Genomic DNA, 22176 nt, shown 5'->3' with positions numbered 1-22176 from the left:
GTGGTGGTTTCCTAAAGCGTAATTCGTGAGAGGCGATGGGGTGCGACCTGAAGTGATTTCCGGTGCACGAGCCGCGTCAAAACAATTCCAGTTCGCCGCCGCTGTCTTGCGTCACACTGACATCGGCGTTGAAGTCCAGCGGTGCATGCGCACACACGCACAACGTGGCCGCAAGACTGACCGAACCGTCGAGCGTGATGTCCCACGACGCCAGATGGTTCGGCTTGAGCTGCATGAGGTGAGGCACGCAGCGCGCGCTGAGCACGTAGGGTGTGGACATGCCCAGATCGGGGAAGTAGCCCAGCAACTCCTGGTTGATCGCCCCACAGCACAGGTTGCTGATTTCGAGGAAGGCTTCGCGAAACGACTTCTCCTGATCGTCGCCCACAAAGTACGCGCGGGTGGCGTCGTCTTCGTCGAAATGCAACACCAGCAGCATGCGGAAGTCGATGCCCGAGATCGTGAGCACGACCACGTTGGTGTGGCGCACCTTCAGCGCGATGCTCGCGGTCGTGCCCGACGCGTCGGCCTGCTGCACGGCGAGCGGTGCGATCTCGCACGGTGCGTCGGCCGAGCGGGCCAGCCGAGTGCGTGCCGCCTTGTGAAGGATGCGTTCGAAACTGTCGCGTGCGTGAGCGCTGATCACAACGAAACCTGCCTGCTGAGTGCTTAGTGGAGACGGGAATGCAACTGCTGCGCCAGCGCCTCGACGCTGGAGAGCGACGCCGCAATCATCTTGCCGCCGGCCTGAATGTCCTGGAACGTTGCCGTGGTCGTGACGTCGTTGCGATGCAGGCTGTCGCGGTAGCTCTTCGAAAGTTCTTCCGAGCGCGTTGCCAGTGCGCGCACTTCGCTCGCTACGATGCCGAAGCCGCGACCCGCCGTGCCCGCACGCGCCGCTTCGATGGACGCGTTGAGCGACACGATCAGCACATGGCGCACGATCGACGCGAGTTCGTGGTTCTTCGCGTGCATGTCCTGGTTCTGCGTCATCAGCGAGATCATCTGTTCGTGCCAGCGCTCGAACGTGGCCGCCAGACCGCGCAAACGCGCGGCTTCACCCGCGATGCGCTGCGCCTCGCCCTGCCACATCGCCTTGTCTTCGAGCACCGACGCTTCCGACTTCTGTGCAGCCTGCAAGTCCTGCTCGGCCTGCGTCAGACGCGCCTGCAATGCGGCGATAGCATCGTCATGCGACTGCATGAGTTCGTCCTTGCCTGCGACGGCGACACGCTCGCGCTCAAGCGCCTGTTCCAGCGCTTCGTCGTGCGTTTTAGTCAGCGCGCGCCAATGCGCCGTGGCCTGCGCCATGCGCCACCGATGTACGACGAAACCCGCGACACCGGCACCGACGAGGCCCGCCGCCGCACCCGCCAACAGCCATTGAACTGCTTCCATACCCGATCCATCTCCGAAAGCGGCGCGGCGGCCGCAAACCCATCAGGTCTGCGCCGCCTCGCCGATCGTCCTAACGCCGGAAGCCCGACGCTTTTGTCCTCGCCTCAGACCTTGCCGGTTTGCGACAGATCGTCGCGCGACTTGTCCTGTGCCGCCGTCAGGCCGTTCGACCCCACTTGCGTCGCACCGTCTTCCAGCGCAGGCAGGTCGACCGCATCGGCCGCCACGCTGTTCAGATCGAAGCCGTCGACCACGAGGTTGTCGGGCAGGCACACGACCGTCTGGAACTGACGGAATTCCGCACCCTTGCGTTCGTCCGTGAAGCGCAGTTCGATGCGGCCGTGTTCGCGGCGCACGAAGTCCTGCACGGCGTCCATGCCGACACCCCGTCCCGACACTTCCGTGACGCTCGACGCGGTCGAGAAGCCCGGGCGGAAGATGAACTGTGCGATCTGCTCGTCGGTCACATACGTCTCGGCAGTGATCCAGCCGCGCTGAACGGCGATGCTGCGGATGCGATGCAGCGCCAGGCCGCGACCGTCGTCGGTGAGCGTGACTTGCAGCATGTTGTGGTCAAGACCCACTTCGATATCGATGGTGCCCGCGGCCGGCTTGCCCTTCGCGCGACGCTCGTCCGCGCCTTCCAGACCGTGGTCCATCGAGTTGCGCAGCAGGTGCATGAAGACGTCGCGCAGAATGCGCACGGCCGGGGCACGCAGGCGGTAGCCGTTGTCGTCGATGCGCACGGCAGGTGCGGGCTTGCCGAGTTCGCCCGCCAGCGACGGCAGCGAGTCGAGCACACCACCCAGCGCTTCGCCCACGCCTTCGGTGCCCAGCAGACGCAGCGTCTGGTGCACAGCATCGCGCATGGCGACCAGTTGATGCGGATCGTTCGGATCGGCCGCTTCGAGCATGCGCAGGCTGGCGCGGATGTGCGCGCGGTCCACCACCATCGACTGCTCGTCGGCGGTGCGGCCCGGCCCCTTGCGACCGAGGCTCATCTCGTTGATGTGGGCATACGTGTCGACGGCGTCGCGCACGCGTTCGAGTTCGCGCATCAGGCCGTCCTGGTCCCACAGACGCGCTTCGTCCGGCGCACGCAGATCGTGATAGCGCTGCTCGGTCTCGTGCACGACGTTCGTCAGATATTGCAGGTTGTACGTGCGCGCATTGCCCTTGATCGTGTGCATGTTGCGGAACAGCTCGGCAATCGCCGCACTGTCAGCTTGCGAATGCTTGCGGATGATGCGCTCGTTCTCGCGAATGAAGCCCGTCGAGCTTTCGATGAAGTGATGGAACTTCTCCTGGCTCACCGCCAGAATCTCGCCGATCATTTCCAGGCGCTGCTTCTGCTCGTTCGCTTCGGCCGCGAGTTCGCGCAGCTCGGTCACGTCACGCACACACAGCATGAGGCGCAGAATCGTGTCGGTCTCATCCGTGATTGCCGACCACGTCAGATCGAGCTGCTTGATCCGGCCGTCCGGCATGCGCTTGCCGATCTCTCCGACCAGCAGGTGTTCGTTGAACGCGAAGTTGATGGCGTCCTGACCGATACAGGCGTCGATGGCCGCTTCGACTTGCGAGACGGCGTCGGCGCCCAGATCGCTGTCGGTGAACACCAGATCCATGACACCGCGACCGGCGATGTCCTGCGTCTCGAAGATCGCTTCGAGGTAAGCCGAGTACTCGCCGTGCACCTTCGAGCCATCGACGACCGTCAGAATGCCCTGCTGCATGTTCTGCAACATCGCCTGAATGTCGGCCGTCTTCTGCTTGAGTTGCGCGGAGCGCTCCTGAATCTTCTCGATCATCCCGTTGAACGCGACGATGGAGTGCCCGATTTCATCCATGCGGCCCACCGGCACGCGACGGGTGAAGTCCTGGCTGTTCGCGATCTCGCTCATCATGGCCTGCATGCGCGAGAGCGGACGCGTGATCTGGCGATACAGCAGCGCGCCGATGGCCGTGAGCAGCACAATGGCCAGCCCCGTCACGATGCCGATGGCGGTCGTGGTGGTCGAGAGCGTGTCGTTGAGGGTGGCGATGGCCGAGTCTTTCTGGCGGTTCTTCTCGACGCGCAGCGTGTTGACCACGCCTTCGAGTTCGTCGCGGTACTGCGCGACCATCGCGAAGAGGAACGCCTGCGCCATCTCGGTCTTGCCCGCCTGCTTGAGCTTTGCGGTGTCGTTGATGGCGTTGAAGTAGTTGTCGACGCTCTCGCGGGCCTGCGTCACCAGCCCCTTCTGCGCGTCGCTTGCAGCGCCTTCGGCCTGACGGGCGAGCGACTGGTCGATGTCCCCGCGCAACTTCTTGAGATTGTCGAGCGCCTGTTCGACGACGGTCTCGTCGGGCGCATAGACCAGCGTCATCGTGGCGATCTGCACCGCCTTGACTTGCGAGACGAGATCGGCAGAAGCGAGCGCGCTGGGCACCACGCCTTCCGTTACCTGACGTACTTTGTGAGCGCTGGCGCGTGTCTGATAGACCGCGTAGCCACCAATGATCGAGAGCGCGACAAACGTCAGGATCACCAATAGCGTTATTCGATGACGGATGGTCATTGCGTCATTTCCCCGGGTCGCACCGGCGCCCGGTGCCACGCGTGATTTGACGCAGTAGATCGGCCGCCGAATTAGTTTGTAGATTCCTCGTGCGCCGTGATTATTGCGGGTGAACTGTGACGATTCGATGAATCAACAGAAGCTTCACGTTACCTCGATGCCGTAGTGCCGTGTAGGAATCCGAGATGAGTGAGTGCGTACTGACAGGATCGGTATCCCTCGACCATCGAGATTTCGGTCCTCACAACGTCCCCCATCCCTCGCACCTCGGCGGATACCCAGTCAGCACTAACTTCTGCGCTCGTCCGCCACGGCATCGATGCGTTGCATCGACTCGACGGCCAGCTCGGTGAATTGACGCCATAGCTCGGGCTTCGCGCGCCCGCGCTTCACGATGCGATGGAAACCCAGTGTGACTTCGGGGTCAGTGAGTACCTCCCAACGGACGGCGCGATGACGACACGCCTGCAAGGCGAACGTCGGCATGATCGCGGTACCGATGTCGGCTTCGGCCATGCCGATCAGCGTCTCGAAGCGGCGAAACACCGCGCGTGGCTCGTCCGCCCGGTCGATACGCGCAAGATGCGTCTCGACCAGTTGCTGAATCGGGTTGTCCGGCGGCAGACCGATCAGCGTTTCGTCCCGCAGGGCGTGCCACGATGCATCGCCCGCCTCCGCTTTGGGGTTTCCCGTTTTGCGGGCGGTCCGCTTCGCCGCCGTCACGCGCATCAGACGAAACGATTGCAGCAGCGTTCGCTCGATGCCGTGCGATGCCTTGGTGAAAAAACCGAACCCCATGTCCGCCTCGCCCTGCTCCACGAGTGTTTGCACCTGCGCGAGTTCGGTTTCATGCAGCCGCAGGTCTACATCGGGGTTCGCCCGTTGAAACGTGCCGAACCACTCGGGCATCAGATGCGACGACACGAGGGGCGTAGCCGCAATGCGCAGCGTCTTGCGCGACATCTGTCCGAACGTCGCGATCTGTCCCGCGACGGTATCGAGTTGGCTGACGGCTGCGCTCGCGACCGGGAGCAACGCATGACCGGCGTCGGTCAGCGTCACGCTGCGGGTCGTGCGGTCGAACAGACGGCTGCCGAGTTGCGTTTCGATCTCGCGCATCATCACCGACAAACCCGCCTGTGTGATGTGCAGCCGCTCCGCCGCGCGCGTGAAATTACCCAGCGTGGCCACGAGGACGAACGCTTTGAGTTGGCGCAGTGAGATGTTCATGTCAATTCATAACCAATCCATATTAATTCATATGATAGTCAAAATTCCCTAATGACTGACGACGCGCTTTAATGGTGACCATTCCAGAACCATCGGCGCACTGGCGCTCAGGAGACTTTCCCATGCCCCCATCGATCGACGTCGCCATCGTCGGCGCAGGTATCGGCGGTTTGACGCTCGCGCTCAACCTGCATGAAGCCGGTATCGCCTGCCGCGTATTTGAGGCCGTCCCCGACATTCGTCCGCTGGGCGTTGGCGTGAACATCCTGCCGCACGCCGCGCGCGTGCTCGACGGGCTAGGCCTGACGCCCGCGTTGCGCGAGGTTGCCGTGACGACGCGCGAGTCGGCGTTCTTCAATCGCTTCGGCCAGTTCGTCTACAGCGAACCGGCCGGAGAACATGCCGGTTACGCGTGGCCGCAGTTCTCGATTCATCGGGGCGACCTTCAGGGCGTGTTGCTCGCCGCTGTGCGTGAGCGCCTTGGAGAAGACGCGGTCGTCGTGGGGCATCGCTGCACCGGCTTTCTCCAGGACGACGACGAGGTCACGATCTCGTTCGAGTCGCCGGAGGGCGACACCCTGCCGCCGGTCAAGGCACGTCTGCTGATCGCCGCAGACGGCATTCACTCGGTGGTACGCAAGCAGTTTTATCCGGCCGAAGGTGCGCCGCGATACTCGGGCGTGAACATGTGGCGTGGCAGCGTCGTGCTACCGCCGTTCCTGAGCGGCGCATCGATGGTGCGCGCGGGCTGGCTGTCGGTGGGCAAGATGGTGATCTACCCGATTCGTAACAACGTCGACGGCCACGGCAATCAGTTGGTGAACTGGGTGGCGGAGATCGAAGCGCCACGTCCGGCGCGTCGCGACTGGAACGGTGTGGGACGTCTGGAAGATTTCTTCCCCGCGTTCGCCGACTGGCACTTCGACTGGCTCGATGTGGCGGGCATGATCGAGGCGACCGAGACGATTCTCGAATACCCGATGGTCGATCAGGATCCGTTGCCGCGTTGGAGCTTCGGGCGTGTCACGCTGCTGGGCGACGCCGCGCATCCGATGGTGCCGCGCGGCTCGAATGGCGCGGGTCAGGCGATTCTCGACGCGCCGTGTCTGGCCGCACAATTGCGCGAGCATGGTCTGACGCCCACGGCGCTCGACGCCTACGAGCGCATTCGCGGCAAGGCGACCGCCGACGTCGTGCTGATGAACCGAAAAGCGCCGCCGGACGCGATCCTGCAAACCGTGCACGAACTGAGCGGCGACAAGCCCTTCACGCATATCGACGATGTGATCAGCGCCGCCGATCTCGCGGAGATTTCGAATCGCTACAAGAACGTCGCGGGCCTGAACCGCGAAGCGCTCAACGCTGGGCAAGCGGCGCAGACCGGACGTTGATTCGCTTGGCAGGCGACTGCCAATGACGCGTGCGCGCCCCCGGGTGCGCACGCTTTTGCCTATTCGACAGAGCCTCGCGAACGAGGCCGATCATGGAGACAGTGTCATGCCCCAACCCAGCATCGATCTGCGTGCGCTCATCGACGAGCGGCCCTTCGGGCGCTATCAGATATTCGTCACAGCGCTCTGCGGGCTGATCGTTTTTCTCGACGGTTTCGACACGCAGGCGATCGGCTATGTGGCCCCGGCCATCGTGCATGCGCTAGGCATCGATCGCTCGGCGCTCAGTCCCGTGTTCTCGGCCAGTCTCGTCGGTCTCACGCTCGGCGCGCTCATCGGCGGACCGGTCTCCGATCGCGTGGGGCGACGCCCGGTGCTGATCGCGGGCATGCTGATCTTCGGGGCGATGTCGCTCGCGACGGCGTTCGCGTCGTCCGTTACATCGCTGCTGGTGCTGCGCCTGCTCACCGGCATCGGGCTGGGCTGCGTGATGCCCAACGCCATTGCCCTGACCGGTGAGTTCGCGCCCGCGCGCGTGCGCTCCACGGCCATCATGGTGATGTTCTGCGGGTTCTCGCTGGGCGCGGCGCTCGGCGGGCTCGCTGCAGCGGGCCTGATTCGCGATTACGGCTGGCCGTCCGTATTCATCGTGGGCGGTTTGCTGCCGCTCGCCGCCGCATTGCTCGCCTGGCGGCATCTGCCCGAATCGCCCCGCTTTCTCATCGTGCACGCAAAGCATCCGGCGCGGCTGCTTGCCGTCCTGCGAAAACTCGCCCCCGATCTGCCGGAAGACGCGCGCATCGACAGCGGCGTCGACGTGCACGCCAAGGGGCACGCCAGCGTGTCCGCCCTCTTCGCGGACAAGCGCGGGCGGATCACCGTGTTGCTGTGGGTGATCTTCTTCATGAGTCTGATGGATCTGTATTTCCTGTCGAGCTGGCTGCCGACGGTGATTCACGATGCGGGTATCGCCCTCGATACGGCGGCGATCATCACCTCCATGCTGCAAATCGGCGGCACGCTCGGCACACTCACGCTCGGACGCGTATTCGACCGCGTACCGCCTTTCAAGGCGCTCGGCGTGGTGTATCTCGGCGCAGCGGTGTGCGTCGTGCTGGTCGGATTGGCGGGCACATCGGTCTCAGTGCTCGCAGCGACGATCTTCGGGGCGGGGTTCTGCGTCGTCGGTGGACAGATCGGCGCGAACGCACTGGCCGCACGCACCTATCCCACGGCGATTCGCGGCACGGGTGTAGGCTGGGCTTTGGGGATCGGGCGTATCGGCTCCATCGTCGGGCCGATGGTCGGCGGTGTGCTGCTGGCCCTGCACTGGGACCCGCAGCACCTGTTCATGATGGCCGCCGTGCCGGTGACCATCGCCGGTGTGGCGGCCTTCACGATCAGCGCTGTCGTGCAACGTGAAGCAAAGCTTGAAGCCCGCCGCGTCGCCCGCACTGCGAGCGACGCTGTCTGACAAGGAACGGACTCAGCAGCCTCAATAGCCCGCAGCGAGGCCGTCGCGACGGCTGTCGCTCGCGGCCACGTAGCCGCGCTCCGGATCGTTGCGATCCAGACGCCAGATGTACTGACCGGAGCCGAAGTCCATGTACGGGTCATCGATGGACTTGAGCTTGTGGCCCAGCGCGACGAGCCCTGCCACCGTCTCGCGATCCATCGTCGACTCGATGTCGACGGTGAAATCGCGATTGACCTTCCAGCGCGGCGCGTCGCATGCCGCCTGCGGTTGCTGACCGTAGTCGAGCATGCGCACCACCGATTGCAGATGGCCTTGCGGCTGCATGTCGCCGCCCATCACGCCGAAGCTCATCACGGCTTCGTGCTGACCGTTGACCTTCTGCGTGAGGAACGCCGGAATGATGGTGTGGAACGGACGCTTGCCGCCCTCGACCACGTTGGCCGACTTCGGGTCCATCGAGAAGCCGCAGCCACGGTTTTGCAGCGCGATGCCGTAGTCCGGCACCACAACGCCCGAGCCGAAGCCCATGTAGTTCGACTGGATGAAGCTGACCATCATGCCCTGCTCGTCGGCAGCGGTCAGGTAAATGGTTCCGCCGGACTTCGGCATGCCGAAGTCGAAGTGCGTCGCCTTGTCCGGATCGATGAGCTTCGCGCGCTCGGTCAGGTAAGCGTCGTCGAGCATCTGCTCCGGCGTGACTTCCATGGAGCGCGGATCGCCCACGTACTTGTAAAGATCGGCGAAGGCCAGCTTCATCGCTTCGATCTGCAAATGCTGCGAATGCACGCGATCCACCGCAAGGCTGGAGACGTCGAACTTGTCCAGAATGCCCAGCGCGATCAGTGCCGCAATGCCCTGCCCATTCGGCGGGATTTCATGCACGGTGTAGCCGCGATAGTCCTTCTCGATGGGCTTGACCCAATCGGCGCGATAGTTGCGCAGATCGTCGGTCGTCATCGCGCCACCATGCTCGGTGCTCCAGGCCACGATGCGCTCGGCGATCTCGCCTTCGTAGTACGCGCGCGGGCCTTCCTTCGCCAGCAGACGCAGCGTGCGGGCGTGGCCCGGCATACGCATCATCTCGCTGGTGGTCGGCGCACGGCCGTTCGGCATGAACGTCTGCGCGTAGCCCGGCTGGTTCTTGAGTTCGGGCACCGCCGCGGCCCACTTGCGTGCCACTATGTTGGCGACCGCGTGACCGCGCTCGGCGATCTCGATGGCCGGGGCCATCAGGTCGGCGAACGGCAGCTTTCCGAACTTCGCGTGGAGCGCTTCCCAACCGGCGATCACGCCGGGAATACTGACGGAGTCGACGCCGCGAATCGGCTGCTTGGCGAGGCCCTTCTCTTCGCCGTACTTCTTACGGAAGTAGTCGACATTCCATGCGCCGGGCGCGGTGCCGGAGGCGTTCAGGCCATGCACCTGCTTGCCGTCCCATACCAGCGCGAAGCAATCCCCGCCCAGACCATTGGAGACGGGCTCGACGATGGTCATGCACGCGGCAGCGGCAATCGCTGCGTCGACGGCATTGCCGCCTTGCCAGAGAATGCGCAGGCCGGCTTGCGCGGCGAGCGGGTGCGACGTCGACACGATGTTGCGGGCGAACACCGGCAGGCGCGGCGTCGGGTACGGGTTTTGCCAGTTGAAGTGCGTCATGGGAATCGCTGATGACCTCTGTCTCGAATGGTTGGAATAAGTCTGCCGGAGCGTGATGTTGCTTTGGTTACGTGACGGTTATTGTTCGCGAGGATCCAGCGCGTCGCGCAGTCCGTCACCCAGCAGGTTGAAGCCGAGTACCGTCAGGAAAATGGCGATACCGGGGAAAATGGACATCCAGGGCGCTTGCTCGACGAAGTCCTTGGCCGTATTGAGCATCGAGCCCCACGACGGCAACGGCGGCAATTGCCCAAGCCCGAGAAACGACAGGCTCGCCTCGGCGATGATCGCGGTCGCGACCGTGAGACTGGCCTGAACGATGATCGGCGGCAGCACGTTCGGCAGGATGTAGCGCACGATGATGCGTGTGTCCGTGAGGCCGATGGCACGCGCACCCTCGACATATTCTTCCGCCTTCACGGTAAGCGCCTGCGCGCGCGCCAGCCGGACGAAGCGCGGCATGGCGGATACGCCGATGGCGATCATCGCGTTGGTCAGGCTCGCGCCAAGGAACGCTGCCATCGCAATGGCCAGAATCAGGAACGGGATGGACAGCAACGCGTCGGCCAGCCGCGAGACGATGGCGTCGACCCAGCGGCCGAAGTAGCCCGCAAGCAAGCCGAGCGGCACGCCGACGATCACCGCGATGCCGACCGACACCACGCCCGCCGCCAGCGACGCCTGCGCGCCGTAGATCATGCGCGCGAGAATGTCTCGACCGAGTTCGTCGGTGCCGAACCAGTGCAGCGCGCTCGGTGCCTGACGCACCGTCATGAAGCTCGTGGCAATCGGGTCGTAAGGCGAGATCCACGGCGCGAGCAGCGCGACGAGCACCGCGAAAGCGACGATGATCGCCCCGGCGACAGCCGCCTTGTTGCGCGCGAACTTGCGCAGCCCGCGATAGCGGCGGCGCGGCAGGCGCTCTGCGCTCACGGCGGCGCCAACCGGCGCGACGGTAGGACTCGCGTCCGGCGCTGGCGAAGAGGATGACGTCTGTGTCGTCTGGATAGCAGCCATGTTCTTGGATTCTCAGGCGCGACGCAGGCGCGGGTTGAGCAGGACGTAAAGCACGTCGGCCAGCAGATTCAGCACGATGAAACTCACGGCAGTGACCAGCACCACGCCCTGCACCACCGCATAGTCGCGGTTGAACACGGCGTCGACGACCAGCTTGCCGAAGCCCGGAATCGTGAAGACCTGCTCGGTGAGCACAGCCCCCGCCAGCAACTCGCCGAACAGCAGCGCCAGCACCGTCACAATCGGAATCAGCGCATTGCGAAACGCATGCTTGAGCACCACCGTCCCGCGCAGCAGCCCTTTCGCGCGTGCCGTACGGATGTAATCGGTGCGCAAGACACCGAGCATGGCGCTGCGCGTGTGACGCATCAGTTGCGCGCCGAGCGCCGCCCCGAGCACGAAAGCGGGCATCACCATCGTCTTGAAGCTCATCCACAAGTCTTCGCTCGGTGGCACGTAGCCCGACGACGGCAGCAACTGCCAGCGCACGGAGATGAGGAAGATCAGCAGAATGCCGAGCCAGAAGTTCGGAATCGACATGCCCGAGAGCGCCAGTACGTTGGATCCGTAATCGATGGCTTTGCCGCGATTGGCCGCCGAGAGTATGCCCAGCGGAATACCGATGCCGATGGCGATCACAAGGCCGAACATCGCAAGTTGCAGGGTGACGGGCAACTTCTGCGCGATGAGTTTCGTTACCGGCTCGCCCGTGCGCAACGAGTTGCCGAGATCGCCGCGCAGCACGCTGCCGATCCACAGCGCGTACTGCGTGGGCAGCGGCTTGTCGAGGTGGTACTTCTCGCGCAGCGCGGCAATGACCTGCGGGTTCTGATCCTCGCCGGCCATCGCGAGCACGGGATCGCCGGGCAGCATCTTCTGCAACCCGAAGATCATCATCGACACGATGATGAGCGTTGGAATGGCAACCAGCGCACGATGGACGACGAGGCGCAGCATGGCGGCAGTCCCCTTAGCCCTTGATGGTCACGCCGCGCAGACGGATCAGACCGTCCGGGTAGGCCACAAAGCCCTGCACCTTCTTCGTGAGCACATACGGCCACGGCTGCACGTACAGATAGAGGATCGGGTCTTCGTCCGCGAGAATCTTGTTCGCGGCGTCATACAACGGCTTGCGCTCGGCGACGGTGGACTTCACGCGTGCGTCGTTCAGCAGCTTGTCGACCTCGGCGTTGCAGTACTGGCCGTAGTTCAGGTTGCCCTTGCAGGAGACGAACTGATGCAGGTTGCCGTCCGGATCGACGCGCCCCGACCAGCCGTTGTAGAGCACGTCGAAGTCGCCGCGATGCGCTGCGTCGAGCGCCGCCGCGTAGTCCATCGGACGCAGCTTGAGCGTGATCCCCGCTTCCGCGAGCATCGCCTGCAACATCTGCGCCATCTGGTTGGAGACGGTGCTGTTGCCGAAGCTCAGCGTGACGTTCACCTTCTCGAAGCCCGCCGACTTCAGCAGCGCCTTTGCCTTGGCAACGTCGCGCTTCGTGGTCTTGATCGACGTGTCGTAATACTGCCCGGAGTGCGGCAATGCCTGATTGGCGGGCGTGAAGATGCCGCCGCCGATCACCTGATTGATCGCGTCGCGGTCGATAGCCAGATCGAACGCCTGACGCACGCGCTTGTCACGCAGCGCCTTGTTCGCATTCGGCGCGACGTTGAACGTCAGGCCGTAGTAGCCCAGGCCGTCCATCGAGATGAAGGTGAGGTTCGCGTCGCGCTTGACCGACTTCACGTCGGACGGCGAGAGACGCTCCAGCATGTCGAGCGAGCCGGAACGCACGTTCGCGAGACGCACCGTCGTGTCCGGAATCGGCAGGAAAATGACCTTCTGGATGGGGTACTTGTCGGCGTCCCAGAAGCCCGGGAATTTCTCCAGCACCACGCGATCGTTCTGCACGCGCTGCACGAACTTGTACGGACCGGAACACACCGGCTTCGATTGCACGCTCGCGTCGTCGGCGAGCGTCTTGGGCGCGAGCATCATCCCTGCGCGGTCGGACAGCGTGGCGAGCAGCGCCGAATCCGGGGCCTTGAGCACGATGTTCACCGTCGAGTCATCCACTACATCGACATGGTCGATGGACGACAGCTCGCTCTTGCGGTTACTTGCCTGCATCGTGCGTGCACGGTCGAGGTTGGCCTTCACTGCGGCGGCGTTGAACGGCTCGTCGTCGTGAAACTTCACGCCCTTACGCAGCTTGAACGTCCACGTCTTGCCGTCGGCGCTCACATTCCACGCGGTGGCCAGCATCGGCACGAACTTCAGATCGGTGCTGATATCGACCAGCGAGCTGCACAGCGAGCGCAGCACCATGCGGTCGACGACCTGCGAACTGCGCGCAGGATCGAGCGAACCGATGTCTTCCTGCAAGCCAATCCGGATAGTCGATTGCGCCATGGCCGAAGCCGCGCCGGTCGTCAGAGCCGCCGCCAATACAAGATCGAGCAGAACGTTGCGCATGCGTGTGATCCCTTGTCTGTGTGATGGTGTCGTGAAAGTGTTCTTATGCACTCGTGCGATTCAGAATCGCGTCCGCCTGCGACTGTCGTGCCCGGTACAGCGCGAGCCGTTCGCCCAGCTTTTCGCTCGGTGCCGCCGCCCGCGCAGGGCTTGCACCGGCGTTCTGAATCTCGTGCCAGAAGTGGCAGGCGACCTGTCGGCCGTCCGGCAGCACTTCGTCGACCGGCTTCTGCTCGCGGCAAGCGGCACGTGCATGCGGGCAGCGCGGGTGGAAGCGACAGCCCGGCGGCGGCGCGGTCGGGCTCGGCAGTTCGCCACCCAGCGGTGCGCGCTCGCGTCGCAGATGCGGACGGCTCGCCGGAATCGCCTGAAGCAACGCCTGCGTGTAGGGATGCAGCGGGTTGTCGAAGAGCGCATCGGCGCTCGCCAGTTCGACGATTTCGCCGAGGTACATCACCGCCACCCGGTCGCTCATGTGGCGAATCACCGCCAGATCGTGCGCGACCATGATGAGCGTGAGGCCGAAGTCGTGCTTCAGCCGTTCGAGCAGGTTGATGACCTGCGCTTGCACAGAGACGTCGAGCGCCGAGACGGGCTCGTCACCGATGATCACGCGCGGCTCGCCGGCCAGCGCGCGTGCAATACCGATGCGCTGGCGCTGACCGCCGGAAAACTCATGCGGGAAGCGTTGCGCGTAGTCCGGTTGCAGGCCGACCGTGCGCAGCAGTTCTGCGACGCGCTCGTCACGGGCGCGTCCGTGCGCGAGGCCATGCAGCGCAATCGGTTCACCGATCAGACCGCCCACGGTCATGCTCGGGTTGAGCGAGGCAAACGGGTCCTGGAAGATGATCTGGAGTTCGCGCCGCAGACGTCGCATCGCGCCCGCCCCCAGCGTCATGATGTCTTCGCCCTGATAGCGCACTTCGCCGCGCGTCGCGTCGAGTAGTCGCAGCAGCAGACGTCCCAAGGTGGATTTGCCACAGCCCGATTCGCCGACGATGGCGAACGTCTCACCCGCCTGCACGGCGAACGAGACGCCGTTGACGGCATATACCGTGGGGGCGCGTGAGAAGCCGAGGCGATGGCCACCGAAGTGCTTGGTCAGATCGCGCGCTTCGAGCAGCGGTGAGTTTGACGATGGCGTGCTCATGCAACGGCCTCCTCACGCAAAGACGGCGGCGGAGTGAGCAACTCGACCGGCGCAAGCCAGCAGGCCACGCGGTGCGCGCCGGACAATGTCCGCTCGGGCGGTGCTTCACGCGTGCAACGTGCCTCGGCGAACGGGCAGCGCGGCGCGAACCGGCAGCCCGCTGGCATACGCTCAGGCGAGGGCACTGCGCCGCGGATCGTCGCGAGCGTGCCTTCGCGCTTGCCGATGGACGGAATCGCGCCCATCAGCCCGATGGTGTAAGGGTGCTGCGGATCGTCGAAGATCTCGCTCACCGTGCCGTATTCGACGATACGCCCGGCGTACATCACGGCGACATCGTCCGCCACTTCGGCCACCACACCCAGATCGTGCGTGATGAGCACGACGGCGGTGCCGGTTTCGCGTTGCAGCGTCTGAATGAGCGTGAGCACCTGCGCCTGAATCGTGACGTCGAGCGCCGTCGTGGGTTCGTCGGCAATGAGCAGCGCAGGCCGGTTGGCGAGCGCCATCGCGATCATCACGCGCTGACGCATACCGCCGGACAGTTCATGCGGGTAGTTATCGAGCCGGGTTTCGGGCGCGGGAATGCGCACGAGTTTGAGCATGTCGAGCGCTTCGGCACGCGCGGCGCGCCGGTCCAGTCCGCGATGCCGCCGAATGCCCTCTTCGATCTGATGGCCGATCGTGAAGGACGGGTTGAGCGACGTCATCGGCTCCTGAAAGATCATCGCCAGACGATTGCCGCGCAGGTCCGCGAAGTCGCGTTCGTCCAGCGCCAGCAGGTCGCGACCTTCGAAGACGGCGCGTCCGGCCACGAGGTTGGCCGGCGGGCTGGGCAACAAGCCCATGAGCGCCAGCGAAGTGACGCTCTTGCCGCATCCCGATTCGCCGACGATGCACAACGTCTTACCGGGGTGCACGGCGAAAGAGACGCCATCGATCAGATTCGGCGCGTCGGGTGCCTTGGAGAATTTCAGCGACAGTCCGGTGACGTCAAGCACCGGCCCAGCATCTGCGGGCATGGTCATGGGGCGCGTTGTGTGGGTCGGCCACCCGCTCATGCGGGATGTGCATGACACGATTATGTCTTCCCCGCACGCAAAGGAAATATTAATATTTCTTTTTCATGCTTAAGTAATTTTTACTTCCCAAATGCTCACGTTGCGCATGTTGAAGACGTTTCGTCTGGTGGCTCAAACCGGCTCGTTTGCGGCGGCGGCCGAGCGCGCCGCATTGACGCAGGCGGCCGTCAGTTTGCAGATGCGCGGGCTGGAAGACGCGGTCGGTCAACGGCTGTTCGACCGGCGCGGGCGGCAGATCACGCTCACGCGTCAGGGGCGCGAACTGTTCCCCCGCGTCGAGCAGATTCTGGCGCTCACGGCCGAGCTGACCACCTCGCCCGTCGATGCGATGCAGGGCCCTGTGACCATAGGCGCTGTGGTGTCGGTCATCGGCGCGCTCTCGCTCGTGGTCGCCGAACTGAAGACGGCGCATCCGCAGCTCGATGTGCGGCTGACATCCGCCCGCTCGGACGAGCTGACCGATCTCGTCGAACAGGGGGAAGTGGACATCGCCGCCGTGGTCGCGCGCGCGGACGATGCCCGCGCCGACGGACTCGTGTGGACGCCGCTCTACACCGAGCCAATGGTGATGGTCGTCAATCGCGACATCGCGGAGTCCGATCCGCAGCAGATTCTCGACGCGCACGCGTTCCTGCGTTTCGACCGTCGCGTGCGAACCGGCCTTGTGGTCGAGCAGGCGTTGCGCGCAGCGAAACTCAGCGTGACGGAATATCTGGAGCTGAACTCCATCGAGACGATCGTCGCGCTCGTACGCAAGAACGTCGGCGTGTCGGTGTTGCCGTTGCTGCATCGGGGCGACTGGCACGCAGACCCGCTACTGCGGATCGTCCCGATTGCCGAGCCGCCCCTGCTTCGCACCGTCGGCATGATTCATCGCGAGCACGACTCACGCACGCACAACATCACTGCGGCGATTGCAGGCATGCTGTACGACGTTTGAAATTTGAGGCGCATGAACAAGTCGCACAAATGACAACGGCGCGAACTTTGTCGCGCCGTTGGTGGGAAACAACGTAAGGTGAAATTGTTGAGCGGCGCTCAGTCTTTCGTTTCGAGCGCCTTGTTGATGCGCAGCGCGAGCAGCGTGCAGACCGTGCCCGAGAGCAGATAGCCGCTCACCGCGATCAGCCCGAACTCGGCCGACAACCCCAATGCGACGAGCGGTGCGAACGCCGCGCCGAGCAGCCATGCGAAGTCCGTCGTGAGCGCCGCACCGGTGTAGCGAAAGCGTTGCTCGAAGTTGGACGTCACCGTACCGGCCGCCTGACCGTACGACAGGCCGAGCAGACCGAAGCCGACCAGAATGAAGATGTCCTGCCCCACCGAACTGCCGCCCATCAGGAAGGGGGCGAACAGGGCGAAGACGCCGATAAAGAGCGCGAAAAGGCCCAATGTCGTGCGTCGGCCGATGCGGTCGGCGATGCGTCCGGAAATCACCGTGCAGATGATCGCGATGACCGCACCGCAGAGCTGCACGATCAGCACGCTGTTCAGATCCTGCGTGTTTTGCAGCGAAATCCACGACAACGGGAACACCGTCACGAGGTGGAAAAGCGCATAACTTGCGAGCGCCGCAAATGCGCCAAGGAAGATGTTATAGCCCTGCGAGCGCACCATCTCCCGCGTGCTGATCGGCTCCAGTTGCCCCTCTTCGAGCATGGCCGTGTATTCGTTCGTGACGACCAGACGCAGCCGCGCGAACAGCGCCACCACGTTCACGGCGAAGGCCACGTAGAACGGATAGCGCCAGCCCCAGGTGAGGAAGTCGTCCGGGTCGAGACTCCAGTGCAGGAACAGGAACAGCGACGCCGCGATGATGAAGCCGATCGGCGCGCCCAGCTGCCCCATCATCGAATACCAGCCGCGCCGCTGCGGCGGGGCGTTCATCGCCAGTAGCGACGGCAAACCGTCCCACGAACCGCCAAAGCCGATGCCCTGCACCAGACGGAAGAACGCGAGCAGCCAGATCGCCTTGTCGCCGATCACCGCGTGGCCAGGCAGGAAGGCCATGCCGGCCGTTGCCGTACCGAGCACGAACAGCGCCGCCGTGAGCTTGACGCTGCGTCCCCAGCGACGCTGCACGTTCATGAACAGCGCAGTGCCGAACGGGCGCGAGATGAAAGCGAAGGAGAAGATCGTGAACGAGTACAGCAGCCCGTGAAGGCCGTCCGCAAACGGGAAGAAAACGTGTGGGAAGACGAGGACGGCAGCGATGCCGAACACAAAGAAGTCGAAGTACTCGGAGGCGCGTCCGACAACGACGCCGACCGCGATCTCCTCAGGCGCGATGCGGGATTTGCTCCCGTGATCGTGCGCTGTCGGCGCGCCGGGTGCCCCCGGTTGCGTCGGCGATTGATGAGCACTGCTTGACATTATCGGACCCCCTCGCGGATCGGGATGACGATGACACTCGTGCCAGAAAAGCATCGCAGGTATCTCGAATTGCCGCTATAGGGTTTACCCTAAATTGATGCATCAGAAAGGGCGGTCCATGATGGGTACGGTCTAAGGCTACGGTTCCATCGATCGCAGCATGACTTCCCCCAAGTTCCTCCGCGGGGTACTTTTACTCCCCGCCTTCGCGCTGCTGTCCGGCTGCAATACCGTATTGATGTCGCCTTCGGGGGATCTCGCGGTAAGGCAGCGGGACATCATCATCGTTTCCACCGTTCTGATGTTGCTGATCATCGTGCCGGTGATCGTGCTGACATTGATGTTCGCCTGGCGATACCGGGCATCGAACAAGAACGCCGTCTACACCCCCGAGTGGGATCACTCCACGCTGCTCGAACTGTTGATCTGGGCCGCGCCGCTCTTGATCATCATCGCGCTAGGGGCGCTCACGTGGGTCAGCACGCACAAGCTCGATCCTTACCGGCCGCTTGAGCGCATCGACGCGAAACGGGAGATTCCGCCCGACACGCGTCCGCTCACGGTGCAGGTCGTGGCGATGGACTGGAAGTGGCTGTTCTTCTACCCCGACCAGGGCATTGCGACCGTGAACGAACTGGCTGCGCCGGTCGACCGTCCGATCCGCTTCGAAATCACGTCGACCACGATGATGAATTCGTTCTTCGTGCCTGCGCTGGCCGGTCAGATCTACGCGATGCCGGGCATGGAGACAAAGCTGCACGCGGTCATCAACAAGCCCGGCGTGTACGACGGTTTCTCCGCGAACTACAGCGGTGCGGGCTTCTCCGGCATGCGCTTCAAGTTCCACGGCATGACGGCGGACGAGTTCGACGCGTGGGTCAAACAGGTCAAGACGAAGGGCGAAAATCTGTCGCGCGACAAGTACGAGGCGCTCGCAAAGCCAAGCGAGTGGGTGCCGGTGAAGTACTACGCCGACGTTGCGCCCGATCTCTACGACGCGATTCTGAATCGTTGTGTCCAGCAGGGGCAGACTTGCCTGAAGGACATGATGGATCAGCCGAATCACGCGCATGCCAGCCGGGCCGGTTCGCGCAAGACCGATGCGTTGCTCGCCGACGCGATGTGTACCGCACAGAACACCGTGCAGTTCGCCGCCGACGCGCAACGTGCCCCGGGGACTGCGCTCGCGCAGTGACTTCGTGAAGCCGACTCGCGACGACCTACCCGTGACGCGCACTGCGCTTAACCGTCGACAATGATGCGCCTCGCGCGCGAATGATCCCAGGTTCGAGCTTATGGACATCGTCAAGCTGATCTTCGGTCGCCTCACGCTAGAGGCGATCCCGTACCACGAACCGATCCTCCTCGCGACCTTTGCGGGCGTGGCGATCGGCGGCATCGTGGTACTGGGCGCCATCACCTACTTCAAGCTGTGGGGCTACCTGTGGCGAGAGTGGTTCACGAGCATCGATCACAAGAAGATCGGCATCATGTACGTGATCCTCGGCATCATCATGTTGCTGCGCGGCTTCGCCGACGCCGCGATGATGCGCCTGCAACAGGCGGTCTCGTTCGGCGACAACATGGGCTATCTGCCGCCGCACCACTACGATCAGATCTTCACCGCGCACGGCGTGATCATGATCTTCTTCGTGGCGATGCCGCTCGTGACCGGTCTCATGAACTTCGTGGTGCCGCTGCAGATCGGCGCGCGCGACGTGGCCTTCCCGTTCCTCAATAACTTCAGCTTCTGGATGACGACCAGCGGCGCGGTACTCGTGATGATGTCGCTGTTCGTCGGCGAATTCGCGCGCACCGGCTGGCTCGCGTATCCACCGCTCTCGGGTGTGTTGCAAAGCCCCGACGTGGGCGTCGATTACTACATATGGGCCTTGCAGATCGCAGGCGTCGGTACCCTGCTCTCCGGGATCAACCTGCTCGTGACCATCGTGAAGATGCGTGCACCGGGCATGACGATGATGCGCATGCCGGTGTTCACCTGGACGTCGCTGTGCACCAACGTGCTGATCGTGGCCGCCTTCCCGGTGCTCACCGCCGTGCTCGCCCTGCTCGCCCTCGATCGCTACGCCGGCACCAACTTCTTCACGAACGATCTCGGCGGCAACGCCATGATGTACGTGAACCTGATCTGGATCTGGGGCCACCCCGAGGTCTACATTCTCGTGCTGCCTGTGTTCGGAGTGTTCTCGGAAGTCGTCTCCACGTTCTCCGGCAAGCGACTGTTCGGTTACGCGTCGATGGTCTATGCAACGGTCGTGATCACGGTGCTGTCGTACCTCGTGTGGCTGCACCACTTCTTCACGATGGGCTCGGGGGCAAGCGTGAACTCGTTCTTCGGGATCACGACGATGATCATCTCGATACCCACGGGGGCCAAGATCTTCAACTGGCTCTTCACGATGTATCGCGGACGCATCCATTTCGAAGTGCCCATGCTCTGGACCGTCGGCTTCATGGTGACGTTCGTGATCGGCGGCATGACCGGTGTGCTGCTCGCGGTACCGCCTGCGGACTTCTCGCTGCATAACGGCCTGTTCCTGATCGCCCACTTCCACAACGTGATCATCGGCGGGGTCGTGTTCGGTGTGTTCGCCGCCATCAGCTACTGGTTCCCGAAAGCCTTCGGCTACAAGCTCGATCCGTTCTGGGGCAAGTGCTCGTTCTGGTTCTGGTTCATCGGCTTCTACGTGGCATTCATGCCGCTCTATCTGCTCGGTCTGATGGGCGTGACGCGGCGCGTGAGCCACTTCGACGATATGTCGTTGCAGATCTGGTTCCAGGTCGCCGCCGTGGGCGCACTGCTCATCGCCATCGGCATCGGCTGCTTCATCATCCAACTGGTGGTGAGCTACCTGCGCCGCGATCAGCTGCGCGACGAGACGGGCGACCCGTGGGGTGGACGCACGCTGGAATGGTCGACGTCGTCGCCGCCGCCGGTCTACAACTTCGCCTTCACGCCACTCATTCACGACAACGACGCCTGGTGGCAGATGAAGCAGCACGGCTTCAAGCGCCCGATGGACGGCTTCATCCCGATTCACATGCCGAAGAACACCGGCGCGGGCATCATCCTCGCAGGGCTCGCGACGGTGTGCGGCTTCGGGCTGATCTGGCATATGTGGCTGGTGGTGATCGTGGCGTTCGTGGCACTGATCGCGACGGCCATCGGACACACGTTCAACTATCACCGCGACTACTACATCCCGGCCGATCAGGTCGAACACACGGAGGCAGCGCGCACGCGACTGCTCGCCCAGCATGTCTGATACGACCGCACCGTTCCCTGCCGGTGGCGTGCCGCTCGGCGGCGGCGCCCACTCGCCCTCTCCGCCGCGCGAGGGCGACCTGAAGTTCATGATGTCGACGGACTACCACCCGCCGGGTGGCACGTTGCTCGGCTTCTGGATTTATCTGATGAGCGACTGCCTCGTCTTCGCCTGTCTGTTTGCGGCGTATGGCGTGCTCGGTCGCAACTACGCGGGCGGGCCGACCGGTGCGGAGTTGTTCGAACTGCCGCTCGTCGCAGTGAACACCACGTTCCTTCTGCTCTCGTCGATCACCTACGGCTTCGCGATGCTGGAGATGCAAAAGCGCCGCCAGAGCGCCGTGACCGGCTGGCTGATCGTCACGGGGATTCTCGGCGCGGCCTTCCTCTCGCTCGAACTGTATGAGTTCGGCACGCTGATTCATGAAGGTGCCGGACCGTGGCGCAGCGCGTTCCTGTCGTCGTTCTTCACGCTGGTGGGCACGCACGGGCTGCACGTCACGTTCGGCATCATCTGGCTGATCACGCTGCTGGTGCAGATCGGCAAGCACGGGCTGACCGCGCCGAACCGTCGGCGACTGATGTGCCTGTCGATGTTCTGGCACTTTCTGGACGTCGTGTGGATCGGCGTCTTTACGTTCGTCTATCTGATGGGAGTGCTGCCGTGAGCACCCACGACTCGACAATGCACGACGCCCACGGGCACGACCCTCACGACCATGCCGATGATCATGGGGATGAGGGACCGCACAGCACGCTGCGCGGCTACGCGACCGGCTTCATTCTGTCGGTGGTGCTCACCGCGATTCCGTTCTGGTTCGTGATGGGTGGCGTGTTCGAGAAATCGAGCACGACCGCGATCATGATCCTGTTCCTTGCGGCCATTCAGATCGTGGTGCACATGATCTACTTCCTGCACATGAACGCGAAGTCGGAGGGCGGCTGGAACATGCTGTCGCTGATCTTCACGATCGTGCTGGTCGTCATCACGCTCTCGGGCTCGCTGTGGGTGATGTATCACCTGAACCAAAACATGATGCCGGGTATGATGCAGGATACGAAAAACCTCCCTTGAACGGCAC

Annotated in this window: 18 protein-coding genes; 7 read left to right on the top strand and 11 right to left on the bottom strand. The window is 63.6% G+C overall.

Annotation, left to right across the window (positions count from 1 at the left end):
* Positions 1–76: 76 nt before the first annotated feature.
* From PAQ31011_RS20395 to PAQ31011_RS20380, 4 genes are all read right to left on the bottom strand, one after another.
* Positions 77–646: a hypothetical protein gene (locus PAQ31011_RS20395; protein WP_150577552.1), complete on the bottom strand. Its 570-nt coding sequence runs from the start codon at positions 644–646 to the stop codon at positions 77–79.
* Positions 647–669: 23 nt separating this feature from the next.
* Positions 670–1398 (bottom strand): methyl-accepting chemotaxis protein, encoded by a 729-nt coding sequence (locus PAQ31011_RS20390; protein WP_150577551.1) that lies wholly within the window; start codon positions 1396–1398, stop codon positions 670–672.
* A gap of 104 nt (positions 1399–1502) precedes the next feature.
* Positions 1503–3959, bottom strand: a complete 2457-nt coding sequence (locus PAQ31011_RS20385) for an MCP four helix bundle domain-containing protein (protein WP_150577550.1) — start codon at positions 3957–3959, stop codon at positions 1503–1505.
* Positions 3960–4247: 288 nt separating this feature from the next.
* A complete protein-coding gene (locus PAQ31011_RS20380; RefSeq protein ID WP_150577549.1) occupies positions 4248–5189 on the bottom strand; it encodes a LysR family transcriptional regulator in 942 nt (313 codons plus the stop codon).
* Positions 5190–5311: 122 nt separating this feature from the next.
* On the opposite strand from PAQ31011_RS20380, the gene PAQ31011_RS20375 reads away from it, so the two are divergent.
* Together PAQ31011_RS20375 and PAQ31011_RS20370 are read left to right on the top strand one after the other, a co-directional pair.
* Complete coding sequence (locus PAQ31011_RS20375) at positions 5312–6580, top strand: flavin-dependent oxidoreductase (RefSeq protein WP_150577548.1); 1269 nt, start codon at positions 5312–5314, stop codon at positions 6578–6580.
* A gap of 106 nt (positions 6581–6686) precedes the next feature.
* Positions 6687–8054, top strand: a complete 1368-nt coding sequence (locus tag PAQ31011_RS20370) for an MFS transporter (protein ID WP_150577547.1) — start codon at positions 6687–6689, stop codon at positions 8052–8054.
* 21 nt (positions 8055–8075) lie between these two features.
* Here the strand turns inward: PAQ31011_RS20370 and PAQ31011_RS20365 are convergent, their stop codons facing one another.
* From PAQ31011_RS20365 to PAQ31011_RS20340, 6 genes are all read right to left on the bottom strand, one after another.
* Complete coding sequence (locus PAQ31011_RS20365; RefSeq protein WP_150577546.1) at positions 8076–9713, bottom strand: gamma-glutamyltransferase family protein; 1638 nt, start codon at positions 9711–9713, stop codon at positions 8076–8078.
* Between the two features lie 78 nt (positions 9714–9791).
* The gene (locus PAQ31011_RS20360; protein ID WP_246179698.1) at positions 9792–10730 is read right to left on the bottom strand and encodes an ABC transporter permease; all 939 of its coding nucleotides are present in this window, start codon (positions 10728–10730) and stop codon (positions 9792–9794) included.
* 12 nt (positions 10731–10742) lie between these two features.
* Positions 10743–11687 carry an ABC transporter permease gene (locus PAQ31011_RS20355; RefSeq protein WP_150577545.1) on the bottom strand — a complete coding sequence of 315 codons (945 nt, stop codon included), beginning with the start codon at positions 11685–11687 and terminating at the stop codon, positions 10743–10745.
* A 13-nt stretch (positions 11688–11700) separates the two neighbouring features.
* Complete coding sequence (locus PAQ31011_RS20350; protein WP_150577544.1) at positions 11701–13203, bottom strand: ABC transporter substrate-binding protein; 1503 nt, start codon at positions 13201–13203, stop codon at positions 11701–11703.
* 43 nt (positions 13204–13246) lie between these two features.
* On the bottom strand, positions 13247–14353 hold the full coding sequence (locus PAQ31011_RS20345; protein ID WP_150577543.1) for an ABC transporter ATP-binding protein: 1107 nt from the start codon (positions 14351–14353) through the stop codon (positions 13247–13249).
* Positions 14350–15375: an ABC transporter ATP-binding protein gene (locus tag PAQ31011_RS20340; protein WP_217424880.1), complete on the bottom strand. Its 1026-nt coding sequence runs from the start codon at positions 15373–15375 to the stop codon at positions 14350–14352. Before PAQ31011_RS20340 ends, PAQ31011_RS20345 begins: the two co-directional genes overlap by 4 nt.
* 130 nt (positions 15376–15505) lie before the next feature.
* Here PAQ31011_RS20340 and PAQ31011_RS20335 point away from each other — a divergent pair, with 130 nt between their 5' ends.
* Positions 15506–16375 (top strand): LysR substrate-binding domain-containing protein, encoded by an 870-nt coding sequence (locus PAQ31011_RS20335; protein WP_150577541.1) that lies wholly within the window; start codon positions 15506–15508, stop codon positions 16373–16375.
* A gap of 98 nt (positions 16376–16473) precedes the next feature.
* Here the strand turns inward: PAQ31011_RS20335 and PAQ31011_RS20330 are convergent, their stop codons facing one another.
* Positions 16474–17808, bottom strand: coding sequence for an MFS transporter (locus PAQ31011_RS20330; RefSeq protein ID WP_150577540.1), 1335 nt, complete (start codon positions 17806–17808; stop codon positions 16474–16476).
* A 160-nt stretch (positions 17809–17968) separates the two neighbouring features.
* Here PAQ31011_RS20330 and cyoA point away from each other — a divergent pair, with 160 nt between their 5' ends.
* From cyoA to cyoD, 4 genes are all read left to right on the top strand, one after another.
* On the top strand, positions 17969–19003 hold the full coding sequence (cyoA, locus tag PAQ31011_RS20325; RefSeq protein ID WP_150577539.1) for a ubiquinol oxidase subunit II: 1035 nt from the start codon (positions 17969–17971) through the stop codon (positions 19001–19003).
* 100 nt (positions 19004–19103) lie between these two features.
* Positions 19104–21095, top strand: coding sequence for a cytochrome o ubiquinol oxidase subunit I (gene cyoB / locus PAQ31011_RS20320; protein ID WP_150577538.1), 1992 nt, complete (start codon positions 19104–19106; stop codon positions 21093–21095).
* Complete coding sequence (gene cyoC, locus PAQ31011_RS20315) at positions 21088–21762, top strand: cytochrome o ubiquinol oxidase subunit III (RefSeq protein ID WP_174990214.1); 675 nt, start codon at positions 21088–21090, stop codon at positions 21760–21762. The genes cyoB and cyoC overlap by 8 nt, the downstream gene beginning before the upstream one ends.
* Positions 21759–22169: a cytochrome o ubiquinol oxidase subunit IV gene (gene cyoD, locus PAQ31011_RS20310; protein ID WP_150577537.1), complete on the top strand. Its 411-nt coding sequence runs from the start codon at positions 21759–21761 to the stop codon at positions 22167–22169. Before cyoC ends, cyoD begins: the two co-directional genes overlap by 4 nt.
* The last annotated feature ends 7 nt before the right edge of the window (positions 22170–22176 follow it).

This window comes from Pandoraea aquatica, assembly GCF_902459565.1.
In the GTDB taxonomy this organism is placed as follows: domain Bacteria; phylum Pseudomonadota; class Gammaproteobacteria; order Burkholderiales; family Burkholderiaceae; genus Pandoraea; species Pandoraea aquatica.
Note: the sequence above shows the minus strand (reverse complement) of the source record. Positions and strands in the feature narration are given on the sequence as shown.

Excerpts from the sequence above, each read along its gene's own strand:
- PAQ31011_RS20390 (WP_150577551.1), bottom strand. The coding sequence starts at position 1,398 with ATGGAAGCAGTTCAATGGCTGTTGGCGGGTGCGGCGGCGGGCCTCGTC.
- PAQ31011_RS20385 (WP_150577550.1), bottom strand. The coding sequence starts at position 3,959 with ATGACCATCCGTCATCGAATAACGCTATTGGTGATCCTGACGTTTGTC.
- PAQ31011_RS20380 (WP_150577549.1), bottom strand. The coding sequence starts at position 5,189 with ATGAACATCTCACTGCGCCAACTCAAAGCGTTCGTCCTCGTGGCCACG.
- PAQ31011_RS20375 (WP_150577548.1), top strand. The coding sequence starts at position 5,312 with ATGCCCCCATCGATCGACGTCGCCATCGTCGGCGCAGGTATCGGCGGT.
- PAQ31011_RS20370 (WP_150577547.1), top strand. The coding sequence starts at position 6,687 with ATGCCCCAACCCAGCATCGATCTGCGTGCGCTCATCGACGAGCGGCCC.
- PAQ31011_RS20365 (WP_150577546.1), bottom strand. The coding sequence starts at position 9,713 with ATGACGCACTTCAACTGGCAAAACCCGTACCCGACGCCGCGCCTGCCG.
- PAQ31011_RS20360 (WP_246179698.1), bottom strand. The coding sequence starts at position 10,730 with ATGGCTGCTATCCAGACGACACAGACGTCATCCTCTTCGCCAGCGCCG.
- PAQ31011_RS20355 (WP_150577545.1), bottom strand. The coding sequence starts at position 11,687 with ATGCTGCGCCTCGTCGTCCATCGTGCGCTGGTTGCCATTCCAACGCTC.
- PAQ31011_RS20350 (WP_150577544.1), bottom strand. The coding sequence starts at position 13,203 with ATGCGCAACGTTCTGCTCGATCTTGTATTGGCGGCGGCTCTGACGACC.
- PAQ31011_RS20345 (WP_150577543.1), bottom strand. The coding sequence starts at position 14,353 with ATGAGCACGCCATCGTCAAACTCACCGCTGCTCGAAGCGCGCGATCTG.
- PAQ31011_RS20340 (WP_217424880.1), bottom strand. The coding sequence starts at position 15,375 with ATGCCCGCAGATGCTGGGCCGGTGCTTGACGTCACCGGACTGTCGCTG.
- PAQ31011_RS20335 (WP_150577541.1), top strand. The coding sequence starts at position 15,506 with ATGCTCACGTTGCGCATGTTGAAGACGTTTCGTCTGGTGGCTCAAACC.
- PAQ31011_RS20330 (WP_150577540.1), bottom strand. The coding sequence starts at position 17,808 with ATGTCAAGCAGTGCTCATCAATCGCCGACGCAACCGGGGGCACCCGGC.
- cyoA (WP_150577539.1), top strand. The coding sequence starts at position 17,969 with ATGACTTCCCCCAAGTTCCTCCGCGGGGTACTTTTACTCCCCGCCTTC.
- cyoB (WP_150577538.1), top strand. The coding sequence starts at position 19,104 with ATGGACATCGTCAAGCTGATCTTCGGTCGCCTCACGCTAGAGGCGATC.
- cyoC (WP_174990214.1), top strand. The coding sequence starts at position 21,088 with ATGTCTGATACGACCGCACCGTTCCCTGCCGGTGGCGTGCCGCTCGGC.